Genomic DNA, 12,905 nt, shown 5'->3' with positions numbered 1-12,905 from the left:
CTTTGCAAAACCCCCATCTGCGGCGCATTTCTGCGTTGTGCGCTGCTCGCTCGCTTGCCTATCGTGTGATATGTCTTCACTCGCTGCGCTGCTACGCCTTGAACTGCATCCACATCTGAGGGTTTTGCAAAGGTCTCAGCCCCTGCGTTTTGCTCGGGCTACCTGAAAACCATATGGCTGATCTGTTTCAAATAAAGGGTTTCCATAAACGGCAGTCGGCGCGGCCAAGTGTTGCGGGCTGCCAGCAGAAAGTGGTGTTGATGCCGCGATACATCGATTCAGTCAGGTCAAGCCATCATTTTTTCGGTCGCAAACAGTAGAGTCCGAGTAAGGCAAACAGCCCGCTCCATGCGCCGTGCCAACCCGCACGCAGCCACAACAAAGCAAGAACGGCCGCGGTTACCATGGACAACACGCCGAATACGGTGCGCTTCGGCAGGGTTTCATTGCCTATCTGGAACAGCCGTCCGTCGTCACGGTTTATCCAGGCACGCAGACGCGAGCAAAATGATTTCAACATCATAATTTTGGGTGAAGGTGGCTGACCATGTACGGCATTATACCGATTGGCTCCGGCGATCAAGCCCGGTTTTGCCGCCGGCCAAGCTTTGCATCTAAACCGCTTTTCAGGTAGCCTTGTGCCGCTTTTTGCATTTTTTGATTGTTTACGGATTGGAAAAGGAAAAACCTTGATTACCGTCAATACCTTGCGTCGGATGAAGGCCGAGGGCGAAAAAATCGCGATGCTCACTTGCTACGAGGCCAGTTTTGCCGCTTTGATGAACGAAGCGGGCGTGGACATGCTGTTGGTGGGCGATTCGCTGGGCATGGCCGTGCAGGGACAGGCCTCCACGCTGCCGGTGTCGCTGGCCGATATGTGTTACCACACGGCGGCGGTGTCGCGCGGTAACCGTGAGGCCATGATTGTGGCCGATTTGCCGTTTGGCGCGTATCAGCAGAGCAAGGAGCAGGCGTTTGCCGCTTCCGCCGAGCTGATGGCGGCCGGCGCGCATATGGTGAAGCTGGAGGGCGGGGCGTTTATGGCCGAAACCACGCGCTTTCTGCAACAACGCGGGATTCCGGTGTGCGCCCACATCGGGCTGACGCCGCAGTCGGTGAATGCGTTTGGCGGTTATCGGGTGCAGGGCAAAGGCGATGCGGCGGCCGAGGCGCTGTTGGCCGATGCCAAGGCGCATGAGGAAGCGGGCGCGGATGTGGTGCTGATGGAGTGCGTGCCGGCGTCTTTGGGCAAACGGGTCACGGAAAGCCTGTCTTGCCCCACCATCGGCATCGGCGCGGGAGTGGATTGCGACGGGCAAGTGCTGGTGATGCACGATATGCTGGGCGTTTTCCCGGGCAAAACCGCCAAATTCGTGCGCAATTTTATGCAGGGGCAGAGCAGCATTCAGGCGGCTGTGACGGCTTATGTGGCGGCGGTAAAAGACAAAAGTTTCCCGGCTGCCGAACATACTTTTGCCGGCTGAGGCTAGCTGAAAGCCTGAATACCGCGCCAAGCCGCGGTTTCGCTGCTTGTTGATTCAACTGTTTTTGGGCGTGCCGCCGATGCCGGGCGGTGCGCTCAAATTGATTGTCTGCCGGACGATAAGGACGTTTTATGCAAAGCCTGTTGACGCTGCTGGCCATTTTGACGCCGCTGTTTGTCGGTTTTTTTATCCGCTTGCCCAAGCCGTGGTTGCGGGCGGTGGACCGGATTTTGGCGGTATTGGTGTATCTGATTTTGTTGCTGATCGGCATTTCGCTGTCGCAGGTGGGCAATTTGGGGCAGCAGCTGGGCGGTATTGCGGTGTCGGTGCTGCTGCTGTTTGCTTGCACCATGGGCCTGAATCTGTTGGTGCTGTGTGCGTTCGACCATTTCCGCCCGTGGCAGCGCTCTTTGGCGGCGGAGGAGAAAAAACAGCGCATCAGCATCGGCGGCAGCATCAAGCAGATTGCCTGTGTGGCGGCGGGTTTCGCTTTGGGCTGGCTGCTGCCGCCTGCTTGGCTGCCGCCGGAATCCACCGGCACGTATGCCTTGATGCTGCTGGTGTTTTTGGTGGGTTTGCAGTTGCGCGGCAGCGGCATTACCTTGCGCCAGATTCTGCTCAATAAGCGCGGCGTTCAGGTAGCCCTGTGGTTTACCGCGTCTTGCCTGGCCGGCGGGCTGCTGTTTGCCGCCCTGATGCCGGAGGTGTCGTGGAGCAAAGGTTTGGCGCTGGCCTCGGGCTTCGGCTGGTATTCGCTGTCCGGCATCATGATGACGGAGGCTTACGGCCCGGTGTGGGGCAGCGTGGCGCTGATCAACGATTTGTCGCGCGAGTTTTTTGCGCTGGTGTTTATTCCGATGATCATGCCGCGTTTTCCCGGCGCGGCGGTGGGCAGCGGCGGCGCCACCAGCTTGGATTTCACCTTGCCGGTGATCCGTTCGTCCGGCGGCCTGGAAGTGGTGCCGATGGCGATCAGCTTCGGTTTTATCGCCAATGTGTTGCCGCCTGTGCTGATGGTGGTGTTTTCGGCTTGGCATTTTTAAGCGGCTGAGGCCGTTGCCGAGCTTGGCTAACGGCAAAGCAGCGTTTCAGGTAGCCTGAGACCTTTGCAAAACCCCCATCTGCGGCGCATTTCTGCGTTGAGCGCTGCTCGCTCACTTGCCTATCTATATGATATATCTGCGTTCGCTGCGCTGCTACGCCTTGAACTGCATCCACATCTGGGGGTTTTGCAAAGGTCTCAGCCTGACACGCTGCTTTGCCGTTTCTGTGCCGGCTTGCCCTACCCAGCGGTCGTTTTCTTATTTACAATCACGCCCTTCTTCATCGGTTTCCGCCCCGTCCGCTCACGCTTAGAAAGGAATGCCATGTACCGGCAGGCCGGCAGGATCAGCAGCCGCATCGGCAAAACCCTGTCCCGAAAAATCAAACAAACCAAACGCCTGTCGCGCAAAACGGCGGCTTTCGCCCTGTTGCTGGCGGGAGCGGCGCTGGTGGCTTTGGTGTCGCTGGGTTTTGCCCGTTTGGCCGATTATGCGCTGGAGTTGAACCAAGAGTGGACACGGGCCTACCCTTGGGCGGCCGTGGTGGTGCTGCCGGCGGCGATGATGCTGTTGGTGTGGTTTACCCGCCGCTATGCGCCCTATACCGCGGGCAGCGGCATTCCGCAGGTGTTGGCGGCGCTATCGCTGCCGCACGGCGCGGAGAAAAACCGCTTGGTGGCACTTGGGCAGACGCTATTGAAAATTCCGCTCACCTTTCTCGGCATGCTGGCCGGCGCGTCCATCGGCCGGGAAGGGCCGTCGGTACAGGTGGGTGCGGCGGTGATGGCCGCGTGGGGCGGCTGGTGCCGCAAACACGATTTGGCGTTTAAAAACCTGCGCGAAAACGATTTGCTGGCCGCCGGCGCGGCCGGCGGTTTGGCGGCGGCCTTTAATGCGCCGCTGGCCGGGGTGGTGTTTGCCATTGAGGAGCTGGGCCGTGCGGTGGCTTTGCGCTGGGAGCGGCAGATTTTTATCGGCGTGCTGGCGGCCGGTTTTATTTTGGTGGCGATTGAGGGCAACAACACTTATTTCAAAGGTTTCCACGGCCGCGAGCTGGCCAGCAATATGCTGGAATGGGTGTTGGTGTGTGCGGCGGTGTGCGGAGTGGCCGGCGGTTTGTTTGCCCGCTTTTTGAGCAAAGGAGCGGATTGGCTGGCGCCGCGCGGCTGGCGCAGCTGGATGCGCCGGCATCCGGTGTGGCTGGCCGGGGTGTTCGGTTTGCTGCTGGCGGCCTTGGGTTTGCTGACGCAGGGCGAAACCTACGGCACGGGCTACGAAGCCGCGGCGGCGGCGTTGCGCGGCAATACCGATGCCGCTTTGGGCGCGGCCGGCAGCAAATGGGCGGCCACGGTGATTTCTTATTGGGCCGGCATTCCCGGCGGCATTTTCACGCCCTCGCTCACCATCGGCGCGCTGATCGGCGTGCATGTATCGCAGCTGAGCGGTTTGGCTGCGCCGGCCGGGGTGTTGGCTTTGCTGTGCATGGCGGCTTTTTTGGCGGCGGCCACCCAGTCGCCGCTCACCGCCAGCGTGGTGGTGATGGAGATGACCGGCAGCCAGTCTTTATTGTTTTGGATGCTGATTGCCTCGATTGCCGCTTCGGTGATTTCGCGCCAGTTTTGCCCGCAACCGTTTTATCATTTTGCCGCCGCCCGTTTCCGCCAGCGAGTGCGCGAAGAAGTGCAGGCCGGCAAAGCCGAATCCGGTTTCAGGTAGCCTCAGGCTACCTGAAAGCTTGCTGTTTGATTTTACTTTTTTGATTCAGGAGTTTTCCGATGGCTGTCAACCTTACCCCGCCTGATGAGGGCAATCTGCACCCGATTGACGGCGTGCAGCTGTCTGTTGCCCAGGCCGGCATCAAAAAGCCGGGCCGCGACGATCTGACCCTGATGCTGCTGGCGCCCGGCTGCCGCATCGGCGCCGTGTTCACCCGCAACCGCTTTTGTGCCGCGCCGGTTCAGGTAGCCCGCAGCCATCTGGCTTCGGGCAGCGAAATCCGCGCCTTGGTGGTGAACACCGGCAATGCCAACGCGGGCACCGGCCAAGGCGGCCGCGATGCCGCGCAGGCGGTGTGCCGTGCCGTGGCGGCGCAAAACGGCTGCCAAACCGAACAGGTGCTGCCGTTTTCCACCGGCGTGATTTTGGAGCCGCTGCCCACCGATAAAATTTTGGCGGCCCTGCCCGAGCTCGCCCCCGCGGCTTGGTCGCGTGCCGCCGGCGCCATCATGACTACCGACACCGTGCCCAAGGCCGCCAGCCGCCAATTCAGCGTGGACGGCCACACAGTAAGCGTCACTGGCATTGCCAAAGGCTCGGGCATGATTCATCCCAATATGGCCACCATGCTCGGCTTTGTGTTTACCGATGCCGCGGTGGAGGCCGGCCTGCTGCAAGCGATGACCGCACGCGCCTGCGACGACAGCTTCAACGCCATCACGGTGGACGGCGACACCAGTACCAACGACAGCTTTATTGTGGCCGCCACCGGCCGCAGCAGCCTGCCCGAAATCACCGATGCCGCCAGCCCGGCCGCCCAAGCCCTACAAACCGCGCTCAACGAAGTGGCTTTGGAGTTGGCGCAGGCGATTGTGCGCGATGGCGAGGGGGCTACTAAGTTCATCACCGTGGATGTGCAAAATGCCGGCAGCCGCGAAGAAGCGCGTGCCGTCGGCTATGCGGTGGCCAAGTCGCCGCTGGTAAAAACCGCCTTTTACGCCTCCGACCCCAACCTCGGCCGCATCCTGGCCGCCATCGGCTACGCCGGCATAGCCGATTTGGATACCGACCGCATCCGCGTGTATCTAGGCGAGGTATTGGTGGCCGAACACGGCGGCCGCGCGGCCAGCTATCGCGAGGAAGACGGGCAGGCGGTGATGAACGAAAGCGACATCACCATCACCATCGACCTACAGCGCGGCCAGGTAAACAGCAAAATCTATACCTGCGATTTGTCGAAAGAGTATGTGGCCATCAATGCGGATTACCGCAGTTGAGGCATTCACAAGCTTGCTGGCTCGGCGGCGGATGTCACGCCGCCGTTGCACCCTCTGACGGCACGCTCTAGGCCGAATCGACATTCAACCCACCCACAAGGTAATTGATGCGAGGTAAAGGAAAGCCAGGAAGAGACCTTTGCAAAACCCTCAGATGTAGATGCAATTCAAGGCGTAGCAGCACAGCGAACACAGACGTATCATCTAGATAGGCAAGCGAGCGAGCAGTACCCATAGGGCATAAACGCACAACGCAGAAATGCGTCGCAGATGGGGGTTGCAAAGGTCTCAGTCTGTGGTTGCGGTAGAAAAGTAGAAAACAGGGTGGATATGCTGATCTCGGTATTCTGCCAAAGTTTGCAGGCAAGATTTGCTTTGCGGATGGATATTGCCGATACCGTCGATACACAATTAATCCGCTTTTTGTTGCAATAACCAATCGTACAAATCTCTTTTGTGCGTGCCGCTGATTTCGGCGGCCAGGGCGGCGGCCTTTTTGGGTGGCAGTTCGGCGGCCAGCAGCTGCATGACGTGCTTGGCCTGCGGCGTGAGCGCCTGTTCGGTGCGCTCAAGCGGCGGGTGTAGCACCAACACCATTTCGCCGCGGCTTTGGTTGGCATCGGCGGCTACTTGCGCCTGCACATCGGCCACGCTGCCGCTGAGGAAGGTTTCGAAAGTTTTGCTGATTTCGCGGCCGAGCACCAGTTGGCGCTCCGGAAAAGCGGCGGCCATCTCGGCCAAAGTGGCTTCGATGCGGTGCGGCGTTTCAAACATGACCACGGCATAGGGTACTTCCCGCCATTCGGCCAAGCGCCGCTGGCGCTCGCTGCTTTTGGGCGGCAGAAAACCGGCAAAATAGAAATCCGGCCGGGTCACGCCGGCCACGCTGAGGGCGGCCATCACTGCGCTGGCACCGGCCACCGGCACGGCGGGAAAACCTGCTGCGCGTACCCCCTGCACCAGCTTTGCGCCCGGATCGCACACCGCCGGCGTGCCGGCATCGGAAATCTGCGCCACCACCAGCCCTTCAGCCAGCGCGGCGATCACCCGTTCCGTCATCTGCCGCTCGTTGTGTTCGCGCACGCTCAGCAGCTTGGCCTGAATGCCGTAGGCGCCCAAGAGCTGTTGGCTGACGCGCGTGTCTTCTGCACAGATGAGGTCTGCCCGCCGCAACACCGCCAGTGCGCGCAGGCTGATGTCGGCCAGATTGCCGATGGGGGTGGCGGTCACATACAGGGTGCCGGGCGCGATTTGGCCGGCCGCCTTATCCAGAATTTTTTGCCACATGGTTTTGCAGAATGGTGAAAACGGTGCGGACTATATCACGAAAGGAGGGCTGATGCGGCTCAACCATCCCCGTGCGCAAGCAGCGGAAGAAGCGGCTTGCGGCTACCTGAAACGCTGCGGCTGCCGCATTCTGGCGCGCAACTGGCATTGCCGCTACGGCGAGATCGACATCATCGCGCAGGAAGGGCAGACGGTGCTGTTTGTCGAAGTGCGGCAGCGCAGCGGCCAAGCCTTTGGCGGGGCAGCGGCCAGCATCACGCCGGCCAAGCTGGCCAAACTGTCGCGCAGCGCAGAAGCCTGGCTGCAACAGCACGCGCCGCATGCCGATTGCCGCTTGGACGCGGTGCTGTTAGACGGCTGTGGCCCGCCGCAATGGCTGAAAAACATCGGCGCCTGAGCGGGTGCCATGCGCAAGAATCGGCAAAATCGGGCGAGGCAAGCTTGCTGATGACACGCTTCAAGGCAAAAAGCTTTATAATTCCGCCCTTTTCGTCCCTTTAAAATCTTCCCCGCCGCACGATGACAGACAAACTCCCGCCCGACGCCCTGATCGAAGCCGCGCTGCTGACTCAGGCCGAGCCGCTCGGCGAAAAAGCTATGCGCGAATTGTGCGAGCCGCCGCTGTCGGCTGACAAATTGATCGACGTATTGGCCGTGTTGAAAACCCGCTGGCAAAGCCGCGCCTTAGAATTGGTGCATACCCATGAAGGTTGGCGTTTTCAGGTAGCCCCTGCCGCATTTGAGCGTTTGGGCAGTCTGCAGGAGCAGCGCACGCCGCGCTATTCGCGGGCGGTAATGGAAACCTTGGCCATTATTGCTTATCAGCAGCCGGTTACCCGCGGCGACATCGAAGCCATCCGCGGGGTGGCGGTGTCGCAAAACGTGATGCAGACCCTGCAAGAGCGCGGTTGGATCGAAGTCATCGGCCACCGCGATTCCATCGGCCGGCCGGCTTTGTGGGCCACCACTGCGGTGTTTCTCAGCGATTTGCGTTTGGAAAGCCTCAACGAGCTGCCGCCCTTAACCGAATTGGGCGAATTGGTGTTGCCTGAACTGGCCGAACTGCCTGCGGGAGAAGCAGAAAAAGAGACGGAAGAGAGCGTATCCGATGCCGGCCCAGAGGCTACCTGAAAACCGTTTGGGCCGAAAAATCAGTTTGATGTCGGCTGCGGGCGGGCGTTGCATCAAAAACCCGCCCGCAGCCGCTTTTTATCCTGCCGCATAAAGCCGCAGAAGAACCGTTGATCACGAGTTAGGAGTTCCACCATGAAAAAAACGTCCCCCACCAGCAAGCGCGAATGGCGCGACGGCGGCCGCAGCAAGCCGGCCGGCCGGCCGGCGGCCAAGAAAAACCTTTCAGGTAGCCCGAAAGGCAAACCTGCGCGCCAAGCCGCACAGCAAGAAGCCGCGCCGGCGCCGAAAACCCGGGTGGCCAAGGCGAAAAAGCTGGTGGTGCGCAATCCGAACCAAAAAATCATGGAGCGCGCCCGCGATTTGAAAGAGCAGCGCAGCAATTTGGACAGCATCGAGCCGGTGCGTCTGCAAAAAGCGCTGGCGGCTTCCGGCGTCGGCTCGCGCCGCGAGATGGAGGCTTGGATCGAGCAGGGTTTGGTGACGGTAAACGGCAAAACCGCCCAATTGGGCGACAAAGTATCGCCCGAAGACCAAGTGGTGGTGAAAGGCAATGTGATCAAACTGAAATGGCCCGACCGCCTGCCGCGCATCATTCTCTATTACAAGCAGGAAGGCGAGATTGTGTCGCGCGACGACCCGCAGGGGCGCGTGAGCGTGTTCGACCGTCTGCCACAGGCCGCGAGCAGCCGCTGGGTGGCCATCGGCCGTTTGGACATCAATACCAGCGGCCTCTTGATTCTCACCACTTCCGGCGAGTTGGTAAACCGCTTCGCCCACCCCAGCTTCGAGGTGGAGCGCGAATATGCGGTGCGCGTGCTCGGCGAATTGAGCGTGGAGCAGATGCGCATGCTGACCGGCGAGGGCGTGATGTTGGACGACGGTTTGGCGGTGCTTGAGCGCATTCAGGAGCAGGGCGGCGAAGGTGCGAACAAGTGGTACAACGTGGTCATCAAAGAGGGCCGCAACCGCGAAGTGCGCCGCATCTTCGAGAGCCAGGGTCTTACCGTGAGCCGCTTGGTGCGCGTGGGTTTCGGCCCGATCGGCCTGCCCAACCGCCTGAAGCGCGGCCAGTTTTACGAGCTCAATCCGGCGGAAGTGGCCGGCGTGATGCGTTGGGCCGATATGCGTTTGCCGGGCGACAAACGGCGCCGTTGAACGGTGCGGTTTAATGGGTGTAGCCGTCTATCTTTCAGGTAGCCTAACCATTTTGTAAATTAGACATATTGTCTATAAATTTACTCTTTTTCTGATATGGGGCGAGCTGCTTAGCGATTTTTAGACAAAACAGCTTGCCCTTTGTCTAAAGCGCAAGCATAATAGCCGCCGTTTTCCCGTTTCACACGACGATTGTTTAGAAGAAACACAACCATGAGCGCACAAACCCTTTACGACAAACTCTGGAACAGCCATGTGGTCCGCGAAGAAGAAGACGGCACCGTATTGCTGTATATCGACCGCCATCTGGTGCACGAAGTCACCAGCCCGCAGGCCTTTGAGGGCCTGAAAATGGCCGGGCGCAAGCTGTGGCGGGTGGACAGCGTGGTGTCCACCGCCGACCACAACACCCCCACCGACCATTGGGACGAAGGCATCAAAGACCCGATTTCCAAGCTGCAGGTGGACACCTTAGACGCCAACATCAAAGAATTCGGCGCCCTAGCGTACTTCCCGTTTAAAGACAAGGGGCAAGGCATTGTGCATGTGATGGGGCCGGAGCAAGGTGCCACCCTGCCGGGCATGACCGTGGTGTGCGGCGACTCGCACACCTCCACCCACGGCGCGTTCGGCGCCTTGGCGCACGGCATCGGTACTTCCGAAGTGGAACATGTGATGGCCACCCAGTGTATCACCGCCAAAAAGTCCCAATCCATGCTGATCGAGGTTTCAGGTAGCCTCAAGCCCGGCATCACCGCCAAAGACGTGGCGTTATACATCATCGGCCAAATCGGCACTGCCGGCGGCACCGGCTACGCCATCGAGTTTGGCGGCGAGGCCATTCGGAGCCTGTCGATGGAAGGGCGCATGACGCTGTGCAATATGGCCATCGAAGCCGGTGCCCGCTCCGGCATGGTGGCGGTGGACGACAAAACCATTGATTATGTGAAAGACAAACCCTTCGCCCCCAAAGGCGAACAATGGGAGGCCGCCGTGGCCTACTGGCGTACCTTGGTGTCCGATCCCGGCGCCGAATTCGATAAAGTGGTGCGCCTCAAAGGCGAAGACATCGAACCGCAGGTGACCTGGGGCACATCGCCGGAGATGGTGCTGGACGTCAACGGCAAGGTGCCGAATCCGGCCTTGGAAAGCGATCCGGTGAAACGCGAAGGCATGGAGCGCGCCCTGAAATACATGGGCTTGAGCGCCGACACGCCGGTGCAGGACATTGCCGTGGACGTGGTGTTTATCGGCTCCTGCACCAACAGCCGCATCGAAGATTTGCGCGAAGCCGCCGCCGTGGCGAAAGGCCGCAAAAAAGCCGCCAATGTCAACCGCGTGCTGGTGGTGCCCGGCTCCGGTCTGGTGAAAGCGCAAGCGGAACAAGAAGGCCTGGACAAAATCTTTACCGAAGCCGGTTTCGAATGGCGCGAGCCGGGCTGCTCCATGTGCTTGGCCATGAACGCCGACCGCCTCGCCCCGCAGGAGCGCTGTGCCTCCACGTCCAACCGCAACTTCGAGGGCCGGCAAGGCAATGGCGGCCGCACCCATTTGGTGAGCCCGGCCATGGCCGCCGCCGCCGCCGTGGCCGGCCACTTTACCGACGTGCGCACCTTGATGTGATTGGCCGCCGGTCGGAATGACCGGAGCGGTTTTCAGTTAGCCCGATGTGGCGGGCAGACCGTAAAGTTCCGCTAAATGGGTCCGACTCCCTGCCGTTTTCAACGATAATGGGCGGCGCATGATGGTTGTCATGTGTTGTTTAAGTTGATACGACCGAAAGGAGTCAAGATGAAAAAATATCTGATGTTTGTTGCCGCCGCTTTCGCTTTGGCCGCCTGTTCCAGCACTTGGCACGGCGTGAAAGAAGACACTTCGCGCAATGTGGAGAAAACCGGCGATGCGGTTAAAGCCGGCGGCCGTGCCGTGGGCCAAGGCCTGAGCAATACCGGCGACAAACTGCAGGAAGTCAGCCAATAAACTTTGTATGAGGCCGTTCGGTCTGGTGCGCGGAGCGCCCCGAACGGCTTCCTCGATTCAGCGGCTGTCTTATTTCAGGCAGCCTTTTTTCCATTTTTCCCGCAACCATACAACCACTATGAAAGCTTTCACTACTCTCAACGGCCTGGTGGCGCCGCTCGACCGCGCCAATGTGGACACCGACGCCATCATTCCCAAGCAGTTTCTGAAATCGATCAAACGCGCCGGCTTCGGCCCGAACGCTTTTGACGAATGGCGCTATCTAGATCACGGCGAGCCGGGCATGGACAATAGCAAACGCCCGCTGAATCCCGATTTTTCGCTTAACCAGCCGCGCTACCAAGGTGCGCAAATCCTGCTCACCCGCAAAAATTTCGGCTGCGGCTCCTCGCGCGAACACGCGCCGTGGGCCTTGGACGATTACGGTTTCCGCGCCGTGATTGCGCCTTCTTTCGCCGATATTTTCTTCAACAACTGCTATAAAAACGGCCTGCTGCCCATTGTTTTGAGCGAAGAAACCGTCGAACAGCTCTTCCGTGAAACCGAAGCCCAAGAAGGCTACCGCCTACAAGTGGATTTGGCGCAGCAAACCGTGACCACGCCTAGCGGCGAATCCTTCCCCTTCGACATCACCGAGCACCGCAAACACTGCCTGCTCAACGGCTTGGACGAAATCGGCCTCACCCTGCAGCATGCAGACGAGATCCGGGCCTTCGAGGCAAACCGCCGCCAAAGCCAGCCTTGGCTGTTTCAGGCCTGACAGCCGCACCGGCCCTGCATCACAAAGGCTACCTGAAACTTGGTTTCAGGTAGCCTTTGGCCGGCAATCCATGCCGATTTTCCATTATTCAAAACAATAATTTGTCTATGTACCCCATCCACTATATCGAACCGGTGTTCCGTCCGCCCAGCGAGGCGCGTTCGCTGATTTTGCCGGTGACCAACGGCTGCTCGTGGAACCGGTGCACCTTTTGCGAGATGTACACCGCGCCGCAGAAAAAATTCCGCGTGCGCAGCCAAGACGAAATCGAAGCCGATTTGGTGCGCGTGGCCGAGGCCAGGCTGTCGGTGCGGCGCGTGTTTCTGGCCGACGGCGACGCCATGGCGCTGTCGCCGCGCCGCCTGCTGGCGATACTCGAAGCGGTTAAGCGCCATCTGCCGCAGGTCGAGCGCATTTCCGCCTACTGCCTGCCGCGCAACACGCAAAACAAAAGCGCCGACGATTTGGCGGCGCTGGCGGCGGCGGGCCTGAAAATGGTGTATGTGGGCTGCGAATCGGGCGACGACGAAGTATTGCGCTTGGTGAACAAGGGCGAGACTTATGCCTCGTCGCGCGAAGCTTTGCTGAAACTCGGCGCCGCCGGCATCACCCGCTCGGTGATGATCCTCAACGGCCTGGGCGGCACCCGTTTGAGCGAGCAGCATGCGCTGAACTCGGCCCGTTTGATGAATGATACCCAGCCCGAGTACCTCTCCACCTTGGTGGTGTCCTTTCCCATGGGCGAAGCGCGCTTGCGCAGCGGCTACCCCGATTTCGAACTGCCGGATACCGTGGGGCTGATGAAAGAAATGGCGCTGTTTTTGTCGCAACTACAACTGCACAATACCGTGTTCCGCAGCGACCACGCTTCCAATTATTTGGTGCTCAAAGGCCGGCTCAACCGCGACAAAGAAGCCCTGCTGGCCCAAGTACACGCCGCCATCGCCGCACCCGAACAGGCCGGTTTGCGGCCGGAATGGCTGCGGGGATTGTAAGCTTTTAGGCCGGTGTTTGAAGCGCAAGACAGGCTACCTGAAAATTTTCAGGTAGCCTGTTATTTGTGTAACGC

At 60.0% G+C, this 12,905-nt stretch carries 13 protein-coding genes and 1 pseudogene; 12 read left to right on the top strand and 2 right to left on the bottom strand.

Annotated features, from left to right (window positions below; genetic code table 11):
• Positions 1-2 precede the first annotated feature (2 nt).
• A pseudogene (locus HMPREF9371_RS13130) lies at positions 3-166 on the top strand (lipoprotein signal peptidase).
• 129 nt (positions 167-295) lie between these two features.
• Here the strand turns inward: HMPREF9371_RS13130 and HMPREF9371_RS12495 are convergent.
• Positions 296-703: a hypothetical protein gene (locus HMPREF9371_RS12495; RefSeq protein ID WP_156786983.1), complete on the bottom strand. Its 408-nt coding sequence runs from the start codon at positions 701-703 to the stop codon at positions 296-298.
• On the opposite strand from HMPREF9371_RS12495, the gene panB reads away from it, so the two are divergent.
• The 4 genes from panB to argJ all read left to right on the top strand — a co-directional run bounded on the left by panB (position 690) and on the right by argJ (position 5,520).
• Positions 690-1,484: a 3-methyl-2-oxobutanoate hydroxymethyltransferase gene (gene panB, locus HMPREF9371_RS03395; protein WP_040660098.1), complete on the top strand. Its 795-nt coding sequence runs from the start codon at positions 690-692 to the stop codon at positions 1,482-1,484. The genes HMPREF9371_RS12495 and panB overlap by 14 nt on opposite strands.
• Before the next feature lie 131 nt (positions 1,485-1,615).
• Complete coding sequence (locus HMPREF9371_RS03390) at positions 1,616-2,527, top strand: LysO family transporter (RefSeq protein ID WP_009118495.1); 912 nt, start codon at positions 1,616-1,618, stop codon at positions 2,525-2,527.
• 324 nt (positions 2,528-2,851) lie between these two features.
• Complete coding sequence (locus HMPREF9371_RS03385; RefSeq protein ID WP_040660096.1) at positions 2,852-4,243, top strand: chloride channel protein; 1,392 nt, start codon at positions 2,852-2,854, stop codon at positions 4,241-4,243.
• 59 nt (positions 4,244-4,302) lie between these two features.
• Positions 4,303-5,520, top strand: coding sequence for a bifunctional glutamate N-acetyltransferase/amino-acid acetyltransferase ArgJ (gene argJ, locus HMPREF9371_RS03380; RefSeq protein ID WP_009118493.1), 1,218 nt, complete (start codon positions 4,303-4,305; stop codon positions 5,518-5,520).
• A 411-nt stretch (positions 5,521-5,931) separates the two neighbouring features.
• On the opposite strand, the gene rsmI is transcribed toward argJ, so the two are convergent.
• A complete protein-coding gene (gene rsmI, locus HMPREF9371_RS03375; protein ID WP_009118492.1) occupies positions 5,932-6,807 on the bottom strand; it encodes a 16S rRNA (cytidine(1402)-2'-O)-methyltransferase in 876 nt (291 codons plus the stop codon).
• Positions 6,808-6,859: 52 nt separating this feature from the next.
• Between rsmI and HMPREF9371_RS03370 the strand changes: the two genes are divergently transcribed.
• The 7 genes from HMPREF9371_RS03370 to HMPREF9371_RS03340 all read left to right on the top strand — a co-directional run bounded on the left by HMPREF9371_RS03370 (position 6,860) and on the right by HMPREF9371_RS03340 (position 12,831).
• The gene (locus tag HMPREF9371_RS03370) at positions 6,860-7,204 is read left to right on the top strand and encodes a YraN family protein (protein ID WP_040660094.1); all 345 of its coding nucleotides are present in this window, start codon (positions 6,860-6,862) and stop codon (positions 7,202-7,204) included.
• A gap of 122 nt (positions 7,205-7,326) precedes the next feature.
• Positions 7,327-7,938: an SMC-Scp complex subunit ScpB gene (gene scpB / locus HMPREF9371_RS03365; protein ID WP_009118490.1), complete on the top strand. Its 612-nt coding sequence runs from the start codon at positions 7,327-7,329 to the stop codon at positions 7,936-7,938.
• 135 nt (positions 7,939-8,073) lie between these two features.
• Entirely contained in the window at positions 8,074-9,096 is a 1,023-nt protein-coding gene (locus tag HMPREF9371_RS03360) for a pseudouridine synthase (RefSeq protein WP_009118489.1), read from the top strand.
• A gap of 213 nt (positions 9,097-9,309) precedes the next feature.
• Positions 9,310-10,719, top strand: coding sequence for a 3-isopropylmalate dehydratase large subunit (gene leuC / locus HMPREF9371_RS03355; RefSeq protein WP_009118488.1), 1,410 nt, complete (start codon positions 9,310-9,312; stop codon positions 10,717-10,719).
• 168 nt (positions 10,720-10,887) lie between these two features.
• Entirely contained in the window at positions 10,888-11,076 is a 189-nt protein-coding gene (locus tag HMPREF9371_RS03350; protein ID WP_009118487.1) for a hypothetical protein, read from the top strand.
• Positions 11,077-11,194: 118 nt separating this feature from the next.
• The gene (gene leuD / locus HMPREF9371_RS03345; protein ID WP_040660092.1) at positions 11,195-11,836 is read left to right on the top strand and encodes a 3-isopropylmalate dehydratase small subunit; all 642 of its coding nucleotides are present in this window, start codon (positions 11,195-11,197) and stop codon (positions 11,834-11,836) included.
• A 107-nt stretch (positions 11,837-11,943) separates the two neighbouring features.
• On the top strand, positions 11,944-12,831 hold the full coding sequence (locus tag HMPREF9371_RS03340) for a radical SAM protein (protein ID WP_009118485.1): 888 nt from the start codon (positions 11,944-11,946) through the stop codon (positions 12,829-12,831).
• Positions 12,832-12,905 lie beyond the last annotated feature (74 nt).

Source organism: Neisseria shayeganii 871, assembly GCF_000226875.1.
GTDB classification, from domain to species: domain Bacteria; phylum Pseudomonadota; class Gammaproteobacteria; order Burkholderiales; family Neisseriaceae; genus Eikenella; species Eikenella shayeganii.
The sequence above is the reverse complement of the archived record's forward strand: the minus strand, read 5'-3'. Positions and strand labels throughout refer to the sequence as shown.